The organism is Pseudomonas sp. 5P_5.1_Bac1 (genome assembly GCF_025466015.1).
Taxonomy (GTDB): domain Bacteria; phylum Pseudomonadota; class Gammaproteobacteria; order Pseudomonadales; family Pseudomonadaceae; genus Aquipseudomonas.
Map to the genome: position 1 here is coordinate 63,375 of NZ_JANLNX010000091.1, position 23,514 is coordinate 86,888.

Consider the following 23,514-nt stretch of genomic DNA (forward strand, 5'->3'; position numbering starts at 1 on the left):
GGAGGTGACGGTCTACAAGGGTGGACAGAGGAACTGGCGTTGTCGCCTGGTTTTCGCAGGGAGTCGGCAGCGCCCGCGCACTGCCGAAAGTACCGCAAATTGGGAGTTTTCGGCTAGATCTGTAGGAAAAGCGCCCGCGTGATGGCGGGCAAAGTTTTTACAGCGCGGCGAAGGTTCCTTGTGCCTTCGCCACCAGTTTGTCGCCCTGGAAGACGTCGGCGTCGAGCACCAGCGTGCGCCGCCCGGCGTGCAACACCCGGGCGATGCACAGCACCTCGCCCTCGCTGACAGCCCGCACGTAGTTGATCTTGCATTCCAGCGTCACGCTGCGCCGATCAAAGCCATGGCTGCTGGAGCAGGCCAGCCCCATGGCGATGTCGACCAGGCTGAAGATCGCGCCGCCATGTAAGAAGCCGCCGCGATTGCGCAAATGCGGCTCCAGCGCGAGGGCCACCTGCGCAACGCCTTCTTCAAGGCGTTGCAGGCGGCAGCCCAGCAACTGGCTGAAGGCGCTCTGAACGATGTCTTCAGGCGCTTCCATTACTTCTTCTTCAACTGCTTGGCGTTGGCGAACAGCGAGGCCATGGCGTTATTGGCGGGCGGCGGGGTTTCCTTGACCCGTGCCGGCGCACCTTGCTGGCGCGGCGCGGAACCCGGACGGCTGCCACGGGCACCATCGACTTTCTCGCCCGGGGTGTCGCTCATGCGCATCGACAGGCCGACGCGTTTGCGCGGGATGTCCACTTCCATGACCTTGACCTTGACCACGTCGCCGGCCTTGACCGCTTCACGCGGGTCCTTGATGAACTTCTCGGACAGCGCCGAGATGTGTACCAGACCGTCCTGGTGCACGCCGATATCGACGAAGGCCCCGAAGTTGGTGACGTTGGTGACCACGCCTTCGAGGATCATCCCCGGTTCCAGGTCCTTGAGGTCTTCGACGCCTTCCTGGAACTCGGCGGTCTTGAACTCCGGACGCGGGTCGCGGCCCGGCTTGTCCAGTTCCTGGAGGATGTCGGTGACGGTGGGCAGACCGAAGGTTTCGTCGGTGTATTTCTTCGGGTCCAGGCGCTTGAGGAAACCGCTGTCGCCAACCAGCGAGCGGATATCACGGTCGGTCTCGGCGGCGATGCGCTGCACCAGTGGGTAGGCTTCCGGGTGAACTGCGGAGGCGTCCAGCGGGTTGTCGCCGTTCATCACGCGCAGGAAGCCGGCGGCCTGTTCGAAGGTCTTCTCGCCCAGGCGGCTGACTTTCTTCAGCGCCGCGCGGGTCTTGAAGGCGCCGTTGGCGTCACGGTGGCTGACGATGTTCTGCGCCAGCGTCGCGTTGAGGCCGGAGATGCGCGCCAGCAGCGCCACCGAGGCGGTGTTGACGTCGACGCCGACGGCGTTCACGCAGTCCTCGACTACCGCGTCCAGGCCACGGGCCAGTTTCAATTGCGAAACGTCGTGCTGGTACTGGCCGACACCGATGGACTTCGGATCGATCTTCACCAGCTCTGCCAGCGGATCCTGCAGACGGCGGGCGATGGACACCGCGCCACGGATCGTTACGTCCAGGTCGGGGAATTCACGGGCGGCCAGCTCGGACGCCGAGTACACCGAGGCGCCGGCCTCGGAAACCATGATCTTGGTGATCTTGAGGGCGGGGTACTTCTTGACCAGTTCGGCGATCAGCTTGTCGCTCTCACGGCTGGCGGTGCCGTTGCCGATGGCGATCAGTTCCACCGAGTGCTTGGCGCACAGCGCGGCAATCACGGCGATGGTGCGGTCCCAGTCGTTTTTCGGCGCGTGCGGGTACACCGTGGTGTAGTCCAGCAGCTTGCCGGTGGAGTCGACCACGGCCACCTTGCAGCCGGTACGCAGGCCCGGGTCGAAGCCCAGGGTCGCGCGCGGGCCGGCCGGCGCGGCGAGCAGCAGGTCGTGCAGGTTGCGGGCGAAGACGTTGATTGCCTCGCCCTCGGCGTTGTCGCGCAGTTCGCCGAACAGGTCGGTTTCCAGGTGGCTGTAGAGCTTGACCTTCCAGGTCCAGCGCACCACTTCGGCCAACCACTTGTCGGCTGGGCGGCCCTGGTTGTTGAGGCCGAAACGCTCGGCGATCATCAATTCGCACGGGTGCAGGGTGCCCGGCAGTTCTTCGCCGACCTTCAGCGCAGCGGACAGCACGCCTTCGTTGCGCCCGCGGAAAATCGCCAGGGCACGGTGCGACGGCACGCTCTTGAGCTGTTCGTCGTGTTCGAAATAGTCGCGGAACTTGGCGCCTTCCTCTTCCTTGCCGGCCACCAGGCGGGCACTGAGGGTGGCTTCCTGGGTGAGGAAGGTACGCAGTTTTTCCAGCAGGGTGGCGTCTTCGGCGAAGCGCTCCATGAGGATGTACTTGGCGCCTTCCAGCGCGGCCTTGACGTCGGCGACGCCCTTTTCGGCATCGACGAAGCGCGCGGCTTCGGTTTCCGGGGACAGTTGCGGGTCGTTCAGCAGACCGTCAGCCAGCTCGCCGAGGCCGGCTTCCAGGGCGATCTGGCCCTTGGTGCGGCGCTTCTGTTTGTACGGGAGATAAAGGTCTTCGAGGCGGGTCTTGGTGTCGGCCAGCTTGATTTCGCGGGCCAGTTCGGGCGTCAGCTTGCCCTGTTCCTCGATGCTGGCCAGGATGCTGGCGCGGCGATCGTCGAGTTCGCGCAGGTAGCGCAGGCGCTCTTCGAGGTTGCGCAGTTGGGTGTCATCCAGGCTGCCGGTCACTTCTTTGCGGTAACGGGCGATAAAAGGCACCGTGGAGCCTTCATCAAGTAGAGCCACGGCCGCCTCGACCTGTTGCGGGCGGACGCCGAGTTCTTCGGCGATGCGGCTGTTGATGCTGTCCATAAAACCACCTGACAAATTGTGAATGCTTGGGCCGCGGAGCCCGCGCCGCAGGGGCGCCGGAGCAAGGCAGCTCTCGGTGAAAAGCGGCGCATTATACCCAGCGCACGGAGCTTGCGGTGATAGCCGCTGGCCAGCTTGCAGGACCGTTCTACTGGCACATGGGGAAAAATCTGCTAACAATGCACACGGCACTGTCAAATGGCGGCTAAGCCATAATGCGCGCCGAGATTAAAGGAGCGACCCATGAGCAGCACTGCACAAACAGCCGAAGGCGAAAAAATCCTCATCGTCGACGATGACCCTGGCCTGAGCAGCCTGCTGGAGCGATTCTTCACCAGCAAAGGCTACCGCGCGAGGGCTGTACCGAACGTCGAGCAGATGGACCGCCTGCTGGCGCGTGAAGTCTTCAACCTGGTCGTCCTCGACCTGATGCTTCCCGGCGAAGATGGCCTTTCAGCCTGCCGCCGGCTGCGCGCGGCGAACAATCAGGTCCCGATCATCATGCTCACCGCCAAGGGCGACGAGCTGAGCCGGATCAAGGGCCTGGAGCTGGGCGCCGACGATTACCTGGCCAAGCCATTCAACCCCGACGAGCTGGTTGCGCGGGTCAAGGCGGTGTTGCGTCGGCAGACGCCTTCGGTACCGGGTGCTCCGGGCAGCGAGGATGAAACCGTCACGTTCGGCGACTACGAGCTGTCGCTGGCCACCCGCGAACTCAAGCGGGGTGAAGAAGTACATATGCTCACCACCGGCGAATTCGCGGTGCTCAAGGCGCTGGTCATGCACGCTCGCGAGCCGCTGACCCGCGATAAACTGATGAACCTGGCCCGTGGTCGTGAATGGGATGCGCTGGAGCGTTCCATCGACGTGCAGATCTCGCGCCTGCGCCGGATGATCGAGCCGGATCCTTCCAAGCCGCGTTACATCCAGACAGTCTGGGGCGTCGGTTATGTGTTCGTGCCGGACGGTAATGCCGGCAAGTGACCCCTCGTTTCAGGGAGTGAGTCATCAACAGCAGGGCCACCGCAGGGTTGCCCTGCTTTTGCATGAAGCGAAAGCCGTAAAGCCCGCGAGCCGCGCTCGTGCCTGCCTAGTGTGTAGCCGTTGTCCATGAAAACCCCGCTGTGGTTCCCGCAAAGCTTTTTCGCCCGCACCCTGTGGCTGGTGCTCATCGTCGTCCTGTTCTCCAAGGCGCTCACCCTGGTCTATCTGCTGATGAACGAGGATGTGCTGGTTGACCGCCAGTACAGCCACGGCGTCGCCCTGACCCTGCGTGCCTACTGGGCGGCGGACGAGTCGGACCGGGAAAAGGTCGCCGAGGCCGCCGGGCTGATCCGGGTGACCGGCAACGGCGTACCCGAGGGCGAGCAGCACTGGCCTTACAGCGAGATCTACCAGCGCCAGATGCAGGCCGAGCTGGGCGCCGATACCGAAGTCCGGTTGCGCGTGCATTCGCCGCCGGCGTTGTGGGTGAGGGCGCCGAGCCTGGGCGACGACTGGCTGAAAGTCCCGCTTTACCCACATCCGTTGCGCGGCCAGAAAATCTGGAACGTGCTTGGCTGGTTTCTCGCCATCGGCCTGCTTTCCACGGCCTCGGCCTGGATCTTCGTACGTCAGTTGAACCAGCCGCTCAAGCGCCTGGTGTTCGCCGCGCGGCAACTTGGCCAGGGCCGCAGTGTGCGTTTGCCGGTCAGCGATACGCCCAGCGAGATGACCGAGGTCTATCGCGCCTTCAACCAGATGGCCGAGGACGTCGAGCAGGCCGGGCGCGAGCGTGAACTGATGCTCGCCGGGGTTTCCCATGACTTGCGCACGCCGCTGACCCGGCTACGGCTGTCGCTGTCGCTGATGGCCAACGACAGCGACCTGACCGACGACATGGTCCGCGACATTGAAGACATGGATGCGATCCTCGACCAGTTCCTCGCCTTCATTCGCGACGGTCGGGACGAGCCGGTGGAGGAGGTGGACCTGAGCGATCTGGTCCGCGAGGTGGTCGCGCCATTCAACCAGCCTGAGGAGCAGGTGCGCCTGTGCCTTGAGCCGATCCCGCCGTTTCCGCTGCGCCGGGTATCGATGAAGCGTCTGTTGAACAACCTGATCGGCAACGCCCTGCACCATGCAGGGCAGGGCGTCGAAGTGGCGGCCTACGTTTCCGGCGACACCAGCGCGCCCTACGTCGTGCTGAGCGTGCTGGACCGCGGGGCCGGGATTGATCCCGGCGAACTGGAAGCCATCTTCAACCCTTTCATTCGCGGTGACCGCGCCCGTAGCGGCAAGGGCACCGGCCTGGGCCTGGCGATCGTCAAGCGGATCGCCGCCCAGCACGGCGGCAACGTCGAGTTGCGCAACCGCTCCGGCGGCGGCATCGAAGCCCGGGTGCGGTTGCCGTTGGGGCTTCTGCTGCCTCGGGACGCTGTTTAACCCTTTCCTTTGGTGCGGGTCAGATTTGGCCCGCCGTTCTTTTCCAGATGCTCGATGATCATCCCGGCAACGTCCTTGCCGGTGGTGACCTCGATGCCTTCCAGGCCCGGTGAGGAATTCACCTCCATCACCAGCGGGCCGTGATTGGAGCGCAGGATATCCACACCGGCGACGCTCAGGCCCATGACCTTGGCGGCGCGGATCGCGGTCATGCGCTCTTCGGGGGTGACCTTGATCAGGCTGGCGGTGCCGCCGCGGTGCAGGTTGGAGCGGAACTCGCCCGGCTTGGCCTGACGCTTCATCGAGGCGATGACCTTGTCGCCGACCACGAAGCAGCGGATATCGGCGCCGCCGGCTTCCTTGATGTATTCCTGGACCATGATGTTCTGCTTCAGGCCCATGAACGCTTCGATCACCGACTCGGCGGCCTTGGTGGTTTCGCACAGCACCACGCCGATGCCCTGGGTGCCTTCAAGCACCTTGATCACCAGCGGGGCGCCATTGACCATCTGGATCAGGTCGGGGATGTCGTCCGGGGAGTGGGCGAAGCCGGTGACCGGCAGGCCGATGCCGCGGCGCGACAGCAACTGCAGCGAGCGCAGTTTGTCCCGGGAGCGGGCGATGGCGACGGATTCGTTGAGCGGGAACACGCCCATCATTTCAAACTGACGCAGCACGGCGCAGCCATAGAACGTTACCGAGGCACCGATGCGCGGGATCACCGCGTCGAAGCCTTCCAGCGGCTTGCCGCGATAGTGGATCTGCGGCTTGTGGCTGGCGATGTTCATGTAGGCGCGCAGGGTATCGACCACAACCATTTCATGGCCCCGTTGCGTACCGGCCTCGACCAGGCGACGGGTGGAATACAGACGCGGGTTCCGCGACAGCACAGCGATCTTCATGCAACACCTGTGGAAGGGGTAATGGTGGCCGGGAACACCGGCTTGTCCTGAACGTATTTGACGCCTGGGTTGACCACCAACTGGCCATGCACCAGTGCCTTGGAGCCGAGCAACAGGCGGTAACGCATGGCCTTGCGACAGGCCAGGGTGAATTCGACTTCCCAGACCCGGTCACCGAGCGCCAGCGGCGTGCGGATCACGTAGCGGACCTGGGCCTGGCCGTTGGAACTCTTGATGGTCTTCATCGTGACCAGTGGCGCTTCACAGCGGCGGTGGCGCAACTGCACGACCGAACCCAGATGGGCGTTGAAACGCACCCATTGCTCGCCGTCACGCATGAACGGTTCGACCTCGGTGGCGTGCAGGCTGGAGGTGCTGGCGCCGGTGTCGATCTTGGCGCGCAGGCCGGCCAGGCCGAGGTCTGGCAGGGCCACCCACTCGCGCAAACCGATAACGCTCAAATGATCAAATGTCTTCACGATGCACAACCCGGAAAAAGTCGGTGAACTGTAAGCAGGCTGCGGACTTTTTGCATCCGCCAGTTACGGTAGTACAGTTCCATGACCGCTATGAATCGGAGCAGTGCAATGGCACAACAACCGGAAGACGACAAGGTTCGTCTGGACAAGTGGCTCTGGGCCGCTCGTTTCTACAAAACCCGCGCCCTGGCCAAGGCCGCGATCGAAGGCGGCAAGGTGCACTGTCGCGGCGAACGCTGCAAGCCTGGCAAGGAGCCACGTGTCGGTGAGGAATTCGTGCTGCGCACCGGCTTTGACGAGCGCACCATAGTGGTCAAGGCGCTCTCTGTGGTTCGCCGTGGGGCGCCCGAAGCACAGGCGCTGTATGCCGAGACCGAAGAAAGCATCGCCCGCCGCGAAAAGGCCGCCGATTTGCGCAAGGCCGGTGCCTTGGGTGTCACCACCGATGGGCGACCGACCAAGAAGCAGCGCCGGCAGATTCATCAATTCCACGATTCGGTGGGCTGAGCGGCCATTCGTCGCACGGGGACTGGTCAGCGGGTAGCCGATGGCACCAGAGTAATGGGCAGAACCCCCGGTCCTTGGATCGGGGAGCGAAATGGCCATAAACTAACGGTCTTTCGTGACAAAACCGATCACGCCTGCGCGGTGTGGCGGTACCGGCGCCCAACTGGCCCCTTGTCCTTTTCCCTCTTCAAAGAAAGCCTTTAGCCATGCCCGATATTGCGGATACCGATTTCACCCAACGCTTCCTCTTTGACGACCGCGACGTGCGCGGCGAACTGGTTTCGCTCGAGCACAGCTACGCCGAAGTGTTGGCCAAACACGCCTACCCTCAGCCGGTCGCGCAACTGCTCGGTGAACTGATGGCCGCTGCGGCGCTGCTGGTCGGCACGCTGAAATTCGACGGCCTGCTGATTCTCCAGGCGCGCTCCGAAGGCCCGGTCTCGCTGCTGATGGTCGAATGCTCCAGCGAGCGTGAGCTGCGCGGCATCGCCCACTACGACAGCGCCGCGATCAGCGACGATGCCGGCCTGCACGACCTGATGCCCAACGGCATGCTCGCGCTTACCGTCGACCCGCGTCGTGGCCAGCGTTACCAGGGCATTGTCGACCTGGACGGTGCCGATCTGTCGGAGTGCTTCACCAATTACTTCGTCAAGTCCGAGCAGCTCGGCACGCGCTTCTGGCTCAGCGCCGATGGTCACCGCGCGGGCGGCCTGCTGTTGCAGCAACTGCCGGTCGCGAGCCAGCCGGACGCCGATGACCGCGCCGAAAGCTGGGCGCACGTCACCATGATGGCGGGCACCTTGAGCCGCGAAGAGCAACTGGGCCTGGACAACGAGACCCTCTTGCATCGCCTCTACCACGAAGACGCCGTGCGCCTGTTCGATGTCCAGCCGCTGAGCTTCCGTTGCAGTTGCTCGCGTGAGCGCTCCGGCAGTGCACTGACCAGCCTCGGGCTGGAAGATGCGCGGGCGCTGGTGGTCGAGCACGGCGGTCACATCGAGATCGATTGCCAGTTTTGCAACGAGCGCTATCGCTTCGATGTTGCGGATGTTGAGCAATTGTTTGGTGGCGGTGGCGTGGACGCGCCGTCAGATACTCGTCACTGAAACGTTTCTGCTCAGGGAAATCTCCTGTCGAATCCGCCGAAGGCGCAGTTCTGACAGGAGGGCTCTACTTTTTTTGGGCGTTTCTGGCATAATCCGGCCACTTTTTTCGCTGTAGTAGCTTGTAAGAATCTACTACAAATCGTTTGGAGCACTCGGCCGCAGGCCGGATGGGGAATCTCATGACGCAAGCCAATAACGCCGTGTACACCGATCTGAGTGTCGACGAGCTGGTACAAGAAGCGCTGAAACGCGGTGAAGGCGAACTGGCCGATACTGGCGCGCTGGTCGTGAAAACCGGTCACCGCACTGGTCGTTCGCCAGTTGACCGTTTCATCGTCGAAGAGCCGAGCACCCAGGACGCAATCGCCTGGGGCCCGATCAACCGCAAGTTCCCCGCCGACAAGTTCGATGCCCTGTGGGCTCGCGTCGAGGCGTTCAACAACGCCCAGGAGCACTTCGTTTCCCACGTTCACGTAGGCGCTGCCGAGGATCACTACCTCGCCGTCAAGATGACCACCCAGACTGCCTGGCAGAACCTGTTCGGTCGTTGCCTGTTCATCAATCCTGCCCAGTACAACCCTGCTGGCCGGCAAGAGTGGCAGGTCCTGAACGTCGCCAACTTCGAATGCGTTCCAGAGCGTGACGGCACCAACTCCGATGGTTGCGTCATCCTCAACTTCGCTCAGAAAAAAGTCCTGATCGCTGGCATGCGCTATGCCGGTGAGATGAAGAAAGCCATGTTCTCGGTGCAGAACTTCCTGCTGCCGGCCGCTGACGTGCTGCCAATGCACTGCGCCGCCAACATCGGCGAAGAAGGCGACGTGACCCTGTTCTTCGGTCTGTCCGGCACTGGCAAGACCACCCTGTCGGCTGACGAAAGCCGTTACCTGATCGGTGACGACGAGCACGGTTGGGGCGAAGGCGTTGTCTTCAACATCGAAGGCGGCTGCTACGCCAAGTGCATCGATCTGTCCGAGAAGAACGAGCCGGTCATCTGGAAAGCCATCAAGCACGGCGCAGTCCTGGAGAACGTCGTCCTGGACGACGCCAAGCACGCTGACTACGCCGATGGCAGCCTGACCCAGAACAGCCGCGCCGCGTACCCGCTGGAACACGTCGAGAAGCGTTCCGAGCAGAACCTGGGCGGCGAGCCTAATGCGGTCATCTTCCTGACCTGCGACCTGACCGGCGTACTGCCACCTGTGTCGATCCTGAACAACGAGCAGGCGGCGTATCACTTCCTGTCCGGCTACACCGCGCTGGTCGGTTCCACCGAAATGGGTTCGGGCGGCGGCATCAAGTCGACCTTCTCCACCTGCTTCGGCGCACCGTTCTTCCCGCGTCCGGCGGGCGAATACGCCGAGCTGCTGATCAAGCGCATCAAGGGCTTCGGCTCCAAGGTCTACCTGGTCAACACCGGCTGGACCGGCGGTGGCTACGGCGTCGGCAAGCGTTTCAGCATCCCGACCACCCGTGCGGTGATCGCGGCCATCCAGAGCGGTGCTCTGATCGGCGCTGAAACCGAGCACCTGGGCATCATCAACCTGGACGTACCGAAGTCGGTTCCAGGCGTTGATACCGAGCTGCTGAACCCGCGTACCACCTGGGCTGACCAGGCTGCCTACGACGAAGCGGCGAAAGGCTTGGCCAATCTGTTCATCGAGAACTTCAAGAAATTCGAAGTTTCCGATGCCATCAAGGCTGCTGGTCCGCAACTGTAAGTTGCTGCCCACCGCAGGTTGAAAAAAGCCCCGGCTCGCGAGAGCCGGGTTTTTTTTGGCCTGAGTGGCGGGGCTGGAGCTCCCACAGGGGCCGATAAGCCCCCAGCACCCAAGCCCAAACCCAAGGTCCCCCGGACACAACCTTTTCTATTGGCCATCAGCGACACAATCCTTCAGCATCGGCACTTCACTCCATGGAGAGCACCCGTGTCCGATCCGTTGCAGATTGAACATTTCCCCCACGCTGAATTCATCTCCACCCGCTGGCAGGACGCGGACATCAATGGTCAGATCGCCAGCGCCGCGGTCTACAGCTTTTTCGACACCGTGATCCAGTCGTACCTCGTCACCCACGGTGAAATCGATCCGCAGGAAGGCGAGGTGGTGGCATTCGTGGTGAGTTCCTCCTGCGATTTCTACGCCTCGGCGGGCTTCACCGATCTGTTGCAGGTGGGCATCCGGGCCGAGCGTATCGCCGGCAGCACGGTGGAGTTCGAGGTGGCCCTGTTCGACTACGCCGGCAAGCAGCTCTATGCCCTTGGCCGGGTGGTGCAGGTGTTCATCGAGCGCGCCACAGGCACGCCTGCGACCTTTCCCGACACTCTGAAGATGGCGCTGCTCTCGCTGAACTAAAGGCCGTCGGGCTCAGTCGTTGAGCCGGATAATCCCTTCACGTACGGCAAACAACACCAGCCCCGGCACGTCGTGAATCTGCAGCCGGTGCATGATTTGCGAACGATGCGCTTCGACGGTCTTCACGCTCAGGCCCAGGCCGTCGGCGATGGAGCGGGTCGATTCGCCACGGGCGATCAGCCGCAGGATCTCCAGTTGCCGCGCGGTGAGCTGCATCGCCGTGCTGACCTGGGGGCGGCGGCGGTTCTGTTTCACCGCCTGACCGATCACCAGCGGTAGCACCGCCGAGGACAGGTACTGTCCGCCGCCACGCAGTGACTGCAGAGCCAGCTCCAGCTCCTGCACCGTCGCGCTTTTCAGCAGGAACCCGTGGGCGCCCTGTTGCAGGCAGTGCATGACGAATTCCAGTTCCGAACGCGACGACAACATCAGCACCGTGCAGGCCGGCACGCGCAGGTACAGCTCGCGCAGCAGCTCCTCGCCGGTCAGCGTGCCGAGGGCGATATCCAGCAGGATGATGTCGGGCTTGAGCTGTTCGGACAGCTCGAGGGTGGTAACCGCGTCGCCTGCTTCTCCGACCACAGCGTATTCTTGTTTTTGTTCGAGCAACGCTCGCAGGCCTGCGCGGAACAGGGGCGAGTCGTCGGCAATCAGTAAACGGCAAAGCATAGGTTTGAGCCCGTGTCGCGTAGGGTTGGACGTTGATGTGGAACGAATCGTCGCTGCGCTGTGTTGCTCCCTTGCGGTGAATGCCTGCGTGTCGTGCACCGCTCAGCGGCGGCGCGAAAAAGGCGGCTGTTGGGGTGGTCTGATCTGGAAATGCTCAGCCATTGCGAACGCTGGCGCTGAACTGGTTGATCAGCGTCGGCAGGCGATCCAGCGGCTCGATGGTCTGGGCCGCGCCGAGGCGAATGGCTTCCTTGGGCATGCCGAACACCACGCAACTGGCCTCGTCCTGGGCCACGGTGTGGGCACCCTGTTCGCGCATGGCCAGCAGGCCACGGGCTCCGTCGTCACCCATGCCGGTCATGATGATGCCCAGGGCATTGCTGCCGGCATGGCGAGCGGCGGAACGGAACAGGACATCGACCGAGGGCTTGTGCCGGTTGACGGCGGGGCCGTCGAGCACTTCGACCAGGTAGTGCGCACCGCTGCGCTTGAGCTGCATATGCAGGCCTCCGGGTGCCAGCAATGCCAGCCCGGAATGAACGCGATCCAGGTGCCTGGCCTCGCGCACTTCGATCTGGCACAGCCCGTTGAGGCGGCGCGCGAAATCGGCGGTGAACTTCTCCGGCATGTGTTGAACGATCACCAGGCCCGGACAATCGCGCGGCAATTGCCGCAAGAGGAATTCCAGCGCCTGGGTGCCGCCGGTCGAGCAGCCAAGTGTAACGATTCGATCAGTGGTTTGGCGCAGCGCGGGGCTGGGTGGCAGGTCTTTTTTTTCCAGCGGCGGCAGCGTGTGCCGGGCGACCGGCCGGGTCTTCGCCGCGTCCTCGATACAGCGCACCAGGGTGCCGGCAAGATTCTCCAGGCTCTGGCGCAAACCCAGCTTCGCCTTGGTGAACACGCCCACCGCACCCGCCGCCAGCGCCTCCAGGTTGAGGTCGGTGCCGGCTTCGGTGAGGGTCGAGCAAATGATGGTGGGCGTCGGTCGCTCGGCCATGATCTGGCGCAGGAAGGTCAGGCCGTCCATGCGCGGCATTTCCACGTCCAGCACCAGCACGTCGGGCCAGTCGCGGCGCATCTTGTTGATCGCGTAGATCGGGTCGGCGGCCATGCCGATCACCTGGATGCCGGGATGATTGCCGAGGAACTGGCTGAGCACCTGGCGGACCAGCGCCGAGTCATCGACGATGAATACACGAATCGGTCTATCACGCTCGATCATAGGCGTTCGAACACCGAAGGCCTGACCGGACGCAGCGGCAGGTCGAAGCCGTGGATGCTTTCGGCGTGGCCAATGAACAGCAGGCCACCCGGGCGCAGTTTGTCGCTGAGGCTGCGAACGATGCGCTGCTTCTGCGCGGTGTCGAAATAGATCAGCAGGTTGCGCAGGAAGATCACGTCGAACTGGCCGATCGATTCCGGCAGCGGCTGCACCACGTTGATCTCGCGCAGTTGCACCTTGGCCCGCAGCCACCCTTGCACGCGCATGCGGCCCTCCATGTCCTCCACGCCGCAGAGGCAGTGGCGGTGCAGCCAGCCGTCAGGAAAGTAGCGCGCCTGGGCCATGTCGTAGATGCCCTGTTCGGCGAGGCCGAGCATGCTCAGGCTGAGGTCGCTGGCGAGGATCGACCACTCGTTGCCGCGGGTATGTTCGGCGGCGGTCATGGCCAGGCTGTAAGGCTCCTCGCCCGACGAGCAAGCGGCGCTCCACAGGCGCAGCGGACCACCGCGCCCCTTGAGCCACTGGCCGAGGAATTCGAAGTGGGCGAACTCGCGGAAGAAGTAGGTCTCGTTGGTGGTCAGCAGATCGACCACCAGGCGCCGCTCTCTGGCGTATTGCGGGTGCGTCAGGCGGTTCAGGTAGTCGTCGTAGCTGTCGAGGTCGAAGTGGCGCAGGCGCTTCAACAGGCGCCCGGCCACCAGTGAGCGTTTGTTGCTGGACAGGTGGATGCCCGATGCGTCCTGCATCAATTGCTGCAACTGGCGGAAGTTCTGCTCGCCGAGTACCGGCAGCGAAGGCATGGCGGACATGTCAGTGGACCTTCGATGCCTGGCTGAGGTGACGGATGTCATCCAGCGACAGCACTTGCAGCATGTTCAGGATGATCAGGAACTCCTGGGCGTGCTGCGCCATGCCGGCGATGAAGTCCGAGCGGATCGCGGTGCCGAAGGCCGGTGGCGGCATGATCTGCCGCGGGTCGATCTCCAGCACTTCGTCCACCTCGTCGACCACCAGGCCGATGCGTTGCAGGCCGGCGTCCAGCGCCAGTTCGATGATCACGATGCAGGTGCGGTTGCCGGGCTCGGTCAGGCTCAGGCCGAAACGCGCAGCCAGGTCCAGCACCGGCACCACGTTGCCGCGCAGGTTGATCACGCCGTGGATGTAGCTCGGCATCATCGGTACGCGGGTCACTTCGGCGTACTCGATGATTTCCCGCACCAGATCGATGGGCAGCGCGTAGCCGGCCTCGCGCACGCGAAAGCTCAGGTGCTGGATGGCGTCGGCTTGCGCTTCGATTCGTTGTGGCTGGTTCATGGGCACCTCGCTCAAGTGAAGCTGACGAACTGGCCTTCATCGATCAGGGCCTTGGGGCCGGAGCGCACCGGTGCTGGCAGGCTGTCGCCGGCCCGCGTGGCGCGCAGCGGTGCACTGCCTTGTTCGAAGCGGAAATAACCGATCAGTTCCTGCAACTGGCTGGCCTGGGCGTTCATTTCCTCGGCGGTGGCTGCCAGTTCCTCGGAGGCCGAGGCGTTCTGCTGGGTGATCTGGTTCATCTGGCCCATAGCGATGTTGATCTGCCCGGCGGCGCTGCTCTGCTCCTGCGACGCGGCAGTGATTTCCTGGACCAGGTCGGAGGTGCGCTGGATATTCGGCACGATTTCGCCCAGCAGTTGCCCGGCCTGTTCGGCCAGTCGCACGCTGCTGGAGGCCACTTGTCCGATTTCCTGCGCGGCCACCTGGCTGCGCTCGGCGAGCTTGCGCACCTCGGCGGCGACCACCGCGAAGCCCTTGCCGTGATCGCCGGCGCGGGCGGCTTCGATGGCGGCGTTGAGGGCGAGCAGGTTGGTCTGGTAGGCGATGTCGTCGATGATGCCGATCTTGTCCGCGATCTGTTTCATCGCCAGCACGGTGTCGCCCACCGCGCCGCCGCCTTGCACGGCGTCATTGGCGGCCTTGCCGGCAATGCCGTCGGTGATCTTGGCGCTTTCGGTGTTCTGCGCGATGGAGGCGGACATTTCTTCCACCGAGGCGCTGGTCTGTTCGACGCTGGCGGCCTGTTCGTTGGCCGCCTGGCTGAGGGACTGGGACGTCGAACTGACCTGCTCGGAGGCCGACGACAGCGCGTCGGCGGAGCTGCGCACATCGCCGAGGATGCTGCGCAGGCGCTCGGTCATGTTCTGCATCGCGCCGAGCAGGCGGCCGGTTTCATCCTTGCGGTCGATCTGCAGGTCCTGGCTGAGGTCGCCGGCCGCCATGCGGTCGGCAGCCTGTACCGCGCCGAGCAGCGGACGGGTGATGCTGCGGGTGACCAGCACGCCGACCAGCATGCCGAGCAGGGTGGCGACCGCCACCAGGATGATCATCTGGGTGCGCGAGTTTTCGGCGATCTCGCTGATCGCCGCATTGGCTTCGCCGGCGCGCGCCTGCTTGGCGGTGCTGGCGTCGCCGAGCAGGCGATCGACTTCGTTGGCCGCTTCGGTGTTGCCCGGCATCAGCGCCAGTGTCTCGGTCATCGGCTGCAGGGCGCCGGATTGTTGGTGGACCGTCAGCACCTGATTGGCGGCCGCGATGTATTTCTGCAGTGGGGCTTCGATGGCCTCGACCTGGATCTGGCCTTCGCGGGTCAGGAAGTACTGCCGCGAACGGGTCAGCAGGTCGCGGGTCTTGTCCATCGCTTCACGGGCGACGCGGGCCGCCTCGTCACGCTCTTCGACCGTGGCCGACATCAGGCTGCGGCGCACCGCGCGGTTGGCCATGAGCAACTGGATATTGGCCTCCTGCAAGGTCGTCAGGCCCACCACATCGACGTCGTACATGCGGTCGGACAGGTCGTTGACCTGGCTCAGGTTGCGGATGCCGATGAAGCCGATGATCGCCGTCAGCGCGACCACCAGCAGAAAGCCCAGGGTCAGGCGCACACCTATTTTCATGTTGCTGATCATTTGCATGGTGACTCTCCAAAGGGGCTGAGCATGCTCGGTGACGTGGCGAGGCGCGGTTCGCTCTCGGCGCGTTGCTGCAAGTGGCGGAACAGGCTGGGAATATCGAGGATCAGCGCGACCTGGCCGGAGCCGAGGATGGTCGAGCCGCTGATGCCGGACAGGTGCTGGAACATCTGCCCCAGGGGTTTGATCACGGTCTGCAATTCGCCCAGCAACTGCTCGACGATCAGCCCGGCCTGCTGCCGGCCCTGGCTGACCACGACGATGTTGCGGCGCACGCGCGGATCACCGCGCAAGCCGAAGTGCCGGCCAAGATCGACGCTGGGCAGTGGCTTGCCCCGCAGGTTGAGGTGGCCGCTGGCATCGAGGGCGTCGGTACGCTCCTCCATGCACTCGGTGACCATGTCCAGCGGGATGACGAAGTGGTCGCCACCGACGCTGACCAGAAAGCCGTCGATGATCGCCAGGGTCAGCGGCAGGCGGATACGGAAGGTGCAGCCCTGGCCGGGCTGCGACTCGATCTCGATGATCCCGCGCAGTTCGTCTATGGCGCTGCGCACCACGTCCATGCCGACCCCGCGACCGGACAGGTTGGACACCGCATCGGCCGTGGAAAAGCCCGGCTCGAAGATCAGCAGGTGAATGTCCTGATCGCTCAGTTGCGCGTCGGCGTCGAGCATGCCGCGGGCGATGGCTTTCTCGCGGATGCGCTCGGTGTTCAGGCCGCGACCGTCATCGCTGACTTCCAGCACGATCATTCCCGAGTCGTGAAAGGCGTTCAGGCGCAGGCTGCCCTGTTCCTGCTTGCCGGCGGCGCGGCGTTCGCTGGAGGGCTCGATGCCGTGGTCGATGGCGTTGCGCACCAAGTGCACCAGCGGGTCGGCGATGCGGTCGATGAGGGTCTTGTCCAGTTCGGTTTCGCTGCCGGACAGGGTGAGCTGGATCTTCTTGTTCAGCGCCTGGCTGACGTCGCGCACCACGCGGTGGAAGCGGTTGAAGGTCTCGCCGATTTCCACCATGCGCAGTTTCAGCGCCAGCTCGCGAATCTGCTCGACGTGCTGTTGCACCGCCTGGACGCTCTCGATACAGGCGGTGGAGCCGCTGCGCAGCGATTGCATCTGCGCCCCGGCGGTGCTGATCACCAGTTCGCCGACCAGGTTGATCAACTCGTCGAGCTTGTGCGCGGCGACCTTGACCAGGCTGCTGCCGTTGCGCGGCTCGCTGCTGGCGGCCGGCGCAACCGTCGGTTCCGGCGCTTGCGGGGCGGGCGCTAACGTTTGCGTCGGGGTGACAACAGGGTCCGCTGCGGGGCTGTCGGCGTCCTCCTGGACTTGCAGGCGCAAGGTGCAGAAGTCTGCGGCCAGGGCAAAGACATCTTCCAGTTCATCGCGGCTGGCAGCGCTGATCAGGGTCACCTCGAAGCCGAGGTAGCAGGCTTCGGCGTCCAGCGCGTGGAGGTCCGGCACGGCCCAAGCGAGGGTTTGCAGTGAGGTGACCTTGCCCAGCCGGTCCAGGTAACGCAGGAAGCTGCTTGGCTCGAAACCGTTGCGCAGCAGCTCGTTGTCGAAGCGGATCGACAGGAACCACTCGTTGATCTCGCCCGCAGCCTCGGCCGTGTGGCTAGCGATCGCTTCGCCGGTTTCCGACGCGACACCGCCGAGCGCCAGCAACAGTTGCGCCTGGCGCGGCGTGTGCGGGGCGAGGGTGGCGCTGTGCGGGTCGATGCTTTCGACCATGCCGTTGAGCTCGTCCATGCACTCGAGCATCAGCGAGACCAGCGCCGGGTTGAGGCTGCGCTGGCCGTCGCGCACGCCCATCAGCTGGTTTTCCAGTTGGTGGGCCAGCGACACCAGCGGATCAAGTGAAAAAATCCCCGCCGAGCCCTTGAGGGTGTGCACGGCGCGGAACAGCGCGTTGATCGCCTCGGCGTCATCGCTGGTCTGTTCCAGACGCAGCAGGTTGTCCTCGGCTTCCTTGAGCAGGTCGCGGGCTTCTTCGAGAAAGCCTTCGAGCAGTTGGCTCCATTGATCGCTATCGAACATCGCTCACTCCTTGCTCGCCGGGTACAGGGCTTCGAGGCGCAGCAACTCCACCAGCGCGAGGGCCTTGTCGGACAGCGCGGTGACCTGCGCGCCCTGGTTCAGGGTCTTTTGCAAGGCCAGCAGCACTTGGATGCCGGCGCTGTCGAGGTCGTCCAGGCCGCTCAGGTCGAGGGTCCAGGGGCCGGGGTCGTCGGGCAGCAGGGCGAGCAGTGCCTGTTGCGTCTCGCTCGCTTCGTAGATCGTCAGGTCACCCTGCATGCTCAGCCGTGCGGGTTCCCGGTCGCTGGCCGGATGCAGCGTGAGGGCAGCCATCAGCCGATCAGCTTTTCGACGGCCGCCAGCAGTTGCTGCGGCTGGAACGGCTTGACGATCCAGGCCTTGGCGCCTGCGGCCTGGCCCTCGGCTTTCTTGGCCTGCTCGCTTTCGGTGGTGAGCATCATGATCGGCGTGAAGCGGTATTCAGGCTTGGCCTTGACCGCCTTGACCAGCCCGATGCCATCGAGGTTGGGCATGTTCACGTCGCTGATGATCAGGTTGATCTTTTGCCCGTTCAGCTTGCTCAGGGCGTCGCGCCCGTCGCTTGCTTCGATGATCTGGTGACCGGTGCCGTTGAGGCTGATCTTTACCAGTTGGCGCATTGAGGCGGAGTCATCGACGATCAGGATGGTCTTGGCCATGTCAGGGCCCTCGGCAGTTAGAAAAAGGTGACGTCGCTGGTAGTGGCCGCCTGGCTGTGGCCGGCGCGTTCTTCACTGGTGGTGAAGCGCTCGCGCAGGCGGGCGAGCCACGCCTGGGCATCGTGCAGGCGCTGGTCGCGGCGCTCGACGGCGTCGAGCAGTTGCAGCAAATCGGTCTGGAGGTGGTCGAGCATCTGGTCGGCGCGGTCCTGGAACTGTAGGGCGACCATCACGGCGTGGATGTCGTCCTGGGTCGAACGGGCGTTGCCTTGCAGGTTGCGCGAGGCGGCATCGAGGGCGTCGAGGTTGTCGCCCAGGCCGTTGATGACTTCGCTCAGCACCTGTTCAAGGCGGGCCAGGTTTTGCTGTTCTTCGGTACTGAGTTCGTTGGCAGCTTCGATGCTGGACTGGATCGCCTGGTTGATCTCGCCGACCTTGCTGTCCATCGAACGGCCGGTCTCAGCGGACAGCCGGGACAGCTTGCGCACCTCGTCGGCAACCACCGCGAAGCCGCGACCGAACTCGCCGGCGCGGGCAGCCTCGATGGCGGCGTTGAGCGCCAGCAGGTTGGTCTGGCTGGCGATTTCCTGGACGTGGCGGGCCATCTGCTGCAATTCGCCGGTGTAGCTGCCGAGGTGGCCGATGGTGGCGAGGAATTCCTGCTGGCGGCGGCTGCCGGCGGCGAAGGCTTCGGTCACCCCTTGCAGGCGCTGGTTGGCGTCGCGCAGGTTCTCGCCGAGGCCGCCGCTGGTCAGCACGTCTTCGCTCTGGTCGAGGCTGGCCTGCAGGCGCTGGCTGATGTCGGTGAAGCGTCCGAGCAGCCCGCCGATGTTGTCCGAAAGGAGGCGGCGGCTCTGTTGCAGGCTGTCGGTCCAGGACGGCATCACCACCGGCAGCAGTTGCTCCAGCGGATGCGGTGGTTGTTCGAGGGGGAGGTGGTGTTCAAGGTGGGACGGGGTTGGCGAGACGATCTTGCGCGGTCCCCAGAGCGTGGCGGCCAGGGCGATCAGCAGTAGCCCGGCGATGTTCGCCCAGGGCTGGCCGAAGAACATGCCACCGGCGCAGAGGGCGATTCCTATCCCGATTCCCAAGTACATCCGCATCCCTTACGCCTACTGTCCTTTTGAAGGCTTCGCATGGTAGCGGTAGTCATTTGACGTCAAAATCGGGACGCCCCTTAATCCGACTGGTCAGTCACGAGCGTGCCTTGGAAAAACAGGTGGGGTACGCGCTGACCGCGTGGACAGGATTTTTGGCTGAAACGCTTTAGGGCCCGCGCAGCGGCAGATTCCGGCGTGGCTTAGGAGAGGGTAGGAAACGTAGGTGTATGGCGTAAGCCAAAAGTGTGATGGCGTTTGGCTTGATAAGCCAATGGTGCAAGGACTGTGGGGGCTTTCCGTATCCCGCCCCCGGGGGAGGCGGAATACGCAGGCATCAATCAATGGCGCCAGTTGCGCTTGTGCTTGCGATGGCCGTAGTGATGACCGCGGTCATGCACATAGCGGCGATCGTAGCCACGGCCGCGGTCGTTGTAGCGACGGTCGTCTTCATCGGCCTTGTTACCCATGTAGTTGCCCAGCGCACCGCCTGCGCCACCGCCTGCTGCGGCGCCGATCAGGCTGCCGGTGTTGCCGCCCATGCTGCGGCCCACCACGTTGCCGCCTGCTGCGCCCAGGGCACCACCGATGGCGGCTTCGCCACGGCTGCGCTTGTCGGCGCCGACGGCACTACCGGCCGCGCCACCGAGGCCTGCGCCGATCGCCGAGCCGGTGCTGCCACCGAGCGACTGACCGACCACCGAGCCCAATACCCCACCCAATGCGCCGCCAATACCGGCTTCGGTGGTGCCGCCTGCACTGGCAACGCCACTGAGCAGGCTGAGGGACAACACGAGAATCGAGGAGTACTTCATACGAGAGCCTCAAAGGGATGACGCGGCGATCCTGCGTTCCTTGAGGTGTGGCTGACAACGTAAATCCGACGAGTAACACGACTGCAACACATATTTCTAAGTTGTTGTTTTCTGGGTGAAACTTATCGTGTTTTGGTGGGTCATACGCTACTTGAACGGGGCCCTGACAGTGATGTCAGGGCCTTTTTTTGTCGGCGCAGGAAAGCGCCCGGAAGGAATGTACGTGCTTATAGGATCCGCGCCTCAGGCGTCGCCCGCTGCAACTGAATCGCCACAAACTTCGACGTCGGCGTATGGCTCCCATCCCCTACGCTTTCCAGCGGCACCAGCGGGTTCACTTCCGGGTAGTACGCCGCTGCCTGACCCGCCGGGATGTCGAACGCCAGCAGGGTGAAACGCTTGACCCGACGCTCCAGCCCATCGCCCCACAGCGAGACGATATCGGCCTTGTCGCCCGGGTTGAAGCCCAGGCGAATGATGTCGGCTTCGTTGGCGAACAGCACGTCACGCTGGCCCCTGACCCCACGGTAGCGGTCATCGAGGCCGTAGATAGTGGTGTTGTACTGATCGTGGGAGCGCATCGATTGCATGATCAGGTCCGGCACCTGGCCAGTGGCGCGCACGCCTTCGTGCAGCAGGTCGTCGGGCAGGCGATTGGCCTTGAAGTTGGCCTTGCCGGTGGCGGTCTTCCAGATGCGCTGCCCGGCGCTGTTGCCCAGGTAGAAACCACCGGGGTTGAGCAGGCGTTCGTTGAACTGGTCGAAACCGGGAATGGTCTGGGCGATCAGGTCGCGGATGCGCCCGTAGTCGGCGATCAGCCAGTTCCAGTCCACCGGATGGCTGCCCAGGGTCGCTGCGGCGATCCCGGCGACCACCGCCGGCTCCGAGCGCATCTGCCGCGACAGCGGCTGCAACTGGCCGTTGGAGGCGTGGACCATGCTGAACGAGTCTTCCACGGTCACCGCCTGCGGGCCTTCGCCCTGCTGGTCGATGTCGGTACGGCCGAGGCACGGCAGGATCAGCGCTTCCTTGCCGTGAATCAGGTGGCTGCGGTTGAGCTTGGTGCTGATCTGCACGGTCAGGTCGCAGTTGCGCAGGGCCTGGGCGGTGCGCTCGGTGTCCGGTGTGGCCTGGGCGAAGTTGCCGCCCAGACCGATGAAGACCCTGGCCTTGCCTTCGAGCATGGCGTGGATGGCTTCGACGGTGTTGTGGCCGTTGTGGCGCGGCACCTTGAAGCCGAAATGACGCTCCAGCGAGTCCAGCAAAGTCACCGGCGGGCGCTCGTTGATGCCCATGGTGCGGTCGCCCTGCACGTTGCTGTGACCGCGCACCGGGCACAGGCCGGCGCCCGGCTGGCCGAGGTTGCCGCGCAGCAGCATGAGGTTGGCGATTTCCTGGATGGTCGCCACCGAATGGCGGTGCTGGGTGATGCCCATGGCCCAGCACATGATGACCTTTTTGGCCCGTGCGTACATGCGCGCGGCTTGTTCGATATCGGCCAGGGGCAGCCCTGACTGCGACACGATCTGTTCCCACGAGGTGGCGTCCACCGCCGCCAGGTAGTCGTCCACGGTGGCGGTGTGCTCGGCAATGAACGCGTGGTCGAACACCGGCTCGGCGCCGTTGGCCTGGGCTTCGCGTTCCCACTGCAGAAGGAACTTGGCCATGCCGCGCATCATCGCCATGTCGCCGCCCAGCGCCGGGCGGAAGTAGGCGGTGTTGGTCGGGCGGTCGCCATTGGTGAGCATTTCGATCGGGTGCTGCGGGTGCTGGAAGCGTTCCAGGCCGCGCTCTTTGAGTGGGTTGACGCAGACCACCTGGGCGCCGCGTTTCACCGCTTCGCGCAGCGGTTCGAGCATCCGTGGGTGGTTGGTGCCGGGGTTCTGGCCCCAGACGAACAGCGCGTCGGCGTGTTCGAAGTCGTCGAAGGTCACGGTGCCCTTGCCGACGCCGACGCTCTGGCCCAGGGCCACGCCGCTGGCTTCGTGGCACATGTTCGAGCAGTCCGGGAAGTTGTTGGTGCCAAAGGCACGGACAAACAACTGGTACAGGTAGGCCGCTTCGTTGCTGGCCCGGCCCGAGGTGTAGAACTCGGCCTGGTCGGGGCTTTCCAGCGCGTTGAGGTGACGGGCGATGACGGCGAAGGCCTCATCCCAGGAAATCGGTTTGTAGCGGTCGCTGGCCGGGTCATAGGCCATCGGCTCGGTCAGTCGGCCCTGGTATTCGAGCCAGTAGTCGCTCTGGCTCAGCAGCGAGCTGATGCTGTGGCGGGCGAAGAACGACTTGTCGACGCGGCGCTTGGTCGCCTCCCAGTTCACCGCCTTGGCGCCGTTCTCGCAGAACTTGACCATGCCGCTTTCCGGCGAGTCGCCCCAGGCGCAGCCGGGGCAGTCAAAGCCGCCGTTCTGGTTGGTCTTGAGCAGGGCGCGGATGTTCTTCAGCGCGTTGTCGCTGCCGATCCAGGCCTGCGCCACACTGCGCAGCGCACCCCAGCCACCGGCGGCGCCGTTGTAGGGTTTGTAGCGCGGGACGGGTTTCTGGTCGGCTTGATGATGCAGGCTCACGATCGATTCTCCCGTGCAGGGCTGTAGACCCTCGGCGCACTGTGTTGTGGCAGGTGGATGAGGTTCAGGTTGTGCCGGCGGGCCCATTGCAGCGCCAGGCCGGTGGGCGAGGACAGGCTGACCAGGGTCTGGATGCCGGCGCGCAGGACTTTCTGGATCAGTTCCAGGCTGCAGCGGCTGGTGACCACGGCGAGGCCGCCGGTGGTGTCGATGCGCTGGCGCAGCAGGGCGCCGATCAGCTTGTCGAGGGCGTTGTGTCGGCCGATGTCTTCGCGGCCCATCAGTAATTCACCGTGGGCATCCATGAACAGCGCGGCATGTACCGCGCCGCAGTGCTGGCCCAGCGGCTGGAACGTGTTGATGCGCTGGCGCAGCCCGCCCAGCCACTCGGCGGGCGGCAATGGCGCGCCGGGCAAGGCCTTGAGGTCGGGCAGCGCCTGTTCCACGGCTTCCACGCCGCACAGGCCGCAGCCGCTGGTGCCGGCCATCTGTCGGCGTTGGGTCTTGAGGTTCCAGAAGGCGCGGCTGGCGATTTCCACCTGCGCGTGCAGGGCTGAGCCGCTGCCGGCGAGTTTCACGTCATAGATATCGTCGATGTGCTCGACGATACCGCTGCCGATGCTGAAGCCGACGACGAAGTCTTCCAGATCGGTAGGGCTTACCAGCATGACCGCCTGGCTGATGCCGTTGAAGGCGATGGCCAGGGCTACCTCTTCGGCGAGGTCGGCGCTGGCGGGAAGGTGGTCTTCGAGCTCGCTGTAGTCGTAACGCACGCTGGCGGCTGGGGCGTCCAGAAGCGTGGAAGCCGCACAGGCCGGGGGTTTGCTGCTCATTATTAGATACCCGCAGGCT

The 23,514-nt window shown here is 64.2% G+C and carries 22 protein-coding genes and 1 pseudogene; 6 read left to right on the forward strand and 17 right to left on the reverse strand.

What is annotated here, in order from left to right; all coding sequences use genetic code 11:
* Positions 1-157 precede the first annotated feature (157 nt).
* A complete protein-coding gene (locus NTD82_RS18695; RefSeq protein ID WP_262129759.1) occupies positions 158-541 on the reverse strand; it encodes a PaaI family thioesterase in 384 nt (127 codons plus the stop codon).
* A complete protein-coding gene (locus tag NTD82_RS18700) occupies positions 541-2,859 on the reverse strand; it encodes a Tex family protein (protein WP_262129760.1) in 2,319 nt (772 codons plus the stop codon). The genes NTD82_RS18695 and NTD82_RS18700 overlap by 1 nt, the downstream gene beginning before the upstream one ends.
* 243 nt (positions 2,860-3,102) lie before the next feature.
* Between NTD82_RS18700 and ompR the strand changes: the two genes are divergently transcribed.
* Entirely contained in the window at positions 3,103-3,843 is a 741-nt protein-coding gene (gene ompR / locus NTD82_RS18705; RefSeq protein WP_095159473.1) for a two-component system response regulator OmpR, read from the forward strand.
* A 126-nt stretch (positions 3,844-3,969) separates the two neighbouring features.
* Entirely contained in the window at positions 3,970-5,283 is a 1,314-nt protein-coding gene (locus NTD82_RS18710) for an ATP-binding protein (RefSeq protein ID WP_095159474.1), read from the forward strand.
* Here NTD82_RS18710 and rimK read toward each other — a convergent pair.
* Both rimK and NTD82_RS18720 read right to left on the reverse strand, forming a co-directional pair.
* Positions 5,280-6,185: a 30S ribosomal protein S6--L-glutamate ligase gene (gene rimK, locus NTD82_RS18715; RefSeq protein ID WP_095159475.1), complete on the reverse strand. Its 906-nt coding sequence runs from the start codon at positions 6,183-6,185 to the stop codon at positions 5,280-5,282. The genes NTD82_RS18710 and rimK overlap by 4 nt on opposite strands.
* The gene (locus tag NTD82_RS18720) at positions 6,182-6,664 is read right to left on the reverse strand and encodes an ATP-dependent zinc protease (protein WP_175652931.1); all 483 of its coding nucleotides are present in this window, start codon (positions 6,662-6,664) and stop codon (positions 6,182-6,184) included. Before NTD82_RS18720 ends, rimK begins: the two co-directional genes overlap by 4 nt.
* A gap of 108 nt (positions 6,665-6,772) precedes the next feature.
* Between NTD82_RS18720 and NTD82_RS18725 the strand changes: the two genes are divergently transcribed.
* The 4 genes from NTD82_RS18725 to NTD82_RS18740 all read left to right on the forward strand — a co-directional run bounded on the left by NTD82_RS18725 (position 6,773) and on the right by NTD82_RS18740 (position 10,634).
* A complete protein-coding gene (locus NTD82_RS18725; protein WP_095159476.1) occupies positions 6,773-7,171 on the forward strand; it encodes an RNA-binding S4 domain-containing protein in 399 nt (132 codons plus the stop codon).
* Positions 7,172-7,377: 206 nt separating this feature from the next.
* Complete coding sequence (gene hslO / locus NTD82_RS18730; protein WP_095159477.1) at positions 7,378-8,280, forward strand: Hsp33 family molecular chaperone HslO; 903 nt, start codon at positions 7,378-7,380, stop codon at positions 8,278-8,280.
* Positions 8,281-8,459: 179 nt separating this feature from the next.
* Positions 8,460-10,001 (forward strand): phosphoenolpyruvate carboxykinase, encoded by a 1,542-nt coding sequence (locus NTD82_RS18735; protein ID WP_095159478.1) that lies wholly within the window; start codon positions 8,460-8,462, stop codon positions 9,999-10,001.
* A gap of 207 nt (positions 10,002-10,208) precedes the next feature.
* Complete coding sequence (locus tag NTD82_RS18740) at positions 10,209-10,634, forward strand: acyl-CoA thioesterase (protein WP_095159479.1); 426 nt, start codon at positions 10,209-10,211, stop codon at positions 10,632-10,634.
* 12 nt (positions 10,635-10,646) lie between these two features.
* Here NTD82_RS18740 and NTD82_RS18745 read toward each other — a convergent pair whose 3' ends face one another.
* From NTD82_RS18745 to fdhD, 13 genes and pseudogenes are all read right to left on the reverse strand, one after another.
* Positions 10,647-11,303, reverse strand: a complete 657-nt coding sequence (locus NTD82_RS18745) for a response regulator (protein ID WP_095159480.1) — start codon at positions 11,301-11,303, stop codon at positions 10,647-10,649.
* Between the two features lie 154 nt (positions 11,304-11,457).
* Positions 11,458-12,525, reverse strand: coding sequence for a chemotaxis response regulator protein-glutamate methylesterase (locus NTD82_RS18750; protein ID WP_095159481.1), 1,068 nt, complete (start codon positions 12,523-12,525; stop codon positions 11,458-11,460).
* Positions 12,522-13,334 (reverse strand): CheR family methyltransferase, encoded by an 813-nt coding sequence (locus NTD82_RS18755; RefSeq protein ID WP_095159482.1) that lies wholly within the window; start codon positions 13,332-13,334, stop codon positions 12,522-12,524. Before NTD82_RS18755 ends, NTD82_RS18750 begins: the two co-directional genes overlap by 4 nt.
* Before the next feature lies 1 nt (position 13,335).
* Entirely contained in the window at positions 13,336-13,839 is a 504-nt protein-coding gene (locus NTD82_RS18760) for a chemotaxis protein CheW (RefSeq protein WP_095159483.1), read from the reverse strand.
* 11 nt (positions 13,840-13,850) lie between these two features.
* Entirely contained in the window at positions 13,851-14,921 is a 1,071-nt protein-coding gene (locus tag NTD82_RS18765; RefSeq protein ID WP_410017069.1) for a methyl-accepting chemotaxis protein, read from the reverse strand.
* Positions 14,922-14,933: 12 nt separating this feature from the next.
* Positions 14,934-15,473: pseudogene (locus tag NTD82_RS29415) on the reverse strand (MCP four helix bundle domain-containing protein); the annotation flags it as partial.
* Complete coding sequence (locus tag NTD82_RS18770; RefSeq protein WP_262129762.1) at positions 15,464-17,509, reverse strand: chemotaxis protein CheA; 2,046 nt, start codon at positions 17,507-17,509, stop codon at positions 15,464-15,466. The gene NTD82_RS18770 and the pseudogene NTD82_RS29415, both read right to left, overlap by 10 nt.
* Before the next feature lie 3 nt (positions 17,510-17,512).
* Positions 17,513-17,821 (reverse strand): STAS domain-containing protein, encoded by a 309-nt coding sequence (locus tag NTD82_RS18775; RefSeq protein WP_262129763.1) that lies wholly within the window; start codon positions 17,819-17,821, stop codon positions 17,513-17,515.
* Complete coding sequence (locus NTD82_RS18780; RefSeq protein WP_095159487.1) at positions 17,821-18,186, reverse strand: response regulator; 366 nt, start codon at positions 18,184-18,186, stop codon at positions 17,821-17,823. The genes NTD82_RS18775 and NTD82_RS18780 overlap by 1 nt, the downstream gene beginning before the upstream one ends.
* A 17-nt stretch (positions 18,187-18,203) precedes the next feature.
* Positions 18,204-19,289, reverse strand: coding sequence for a methyl-accepting chemotaxis protein (locus tag NTD82_RS18785; protein WP_095159488.1), 1,086 nt, complete (start codon positions 19,287-19,289; stop codon positions 18,204-18,206).
* 335 nt (positions 19,290-19,624) lie between these two features.
* A complete protein-coding gene (locus NTD82_RS18790) occupies positions 19,625-20,098 on the reverse strand; it encodes a YMGG-like glycine zipper-containing protein (RefSeq protein WP_095159489.1) in 474 nt (157 codons plus the stop codon).
* Positions 20,099-20,325: 227 nt separating this feature from the next.
* On the reverse strand, positions 20,326-22,662 hold the full coding sequence (locus tag NTD82_RS18795) for an FdhF/YdeP family oxidoreductase (RefSeq protein ID WP_262129764.1): 2,337 nt from the start codon (positions 22,660-22,662) through the stop codon (positions 20,326-20,328).
* Entirely contained in the window at positions 22,659-23,495 is an 837-nt protein-coding gene (fdhD, locus tag NTD82_RS18800) for a formate dehydrogenase accessory sulfurtransferase FdhD (RefSeq protein ID WP_262129765.1), read from the reverse strand. Before fdhD ends, NTD82_RS18795 begins: the two co-directional genes overlap by 4 nt.
* Between the last annotated feature and the right edge of the window lie 19 nt (positions 23,496-23,514).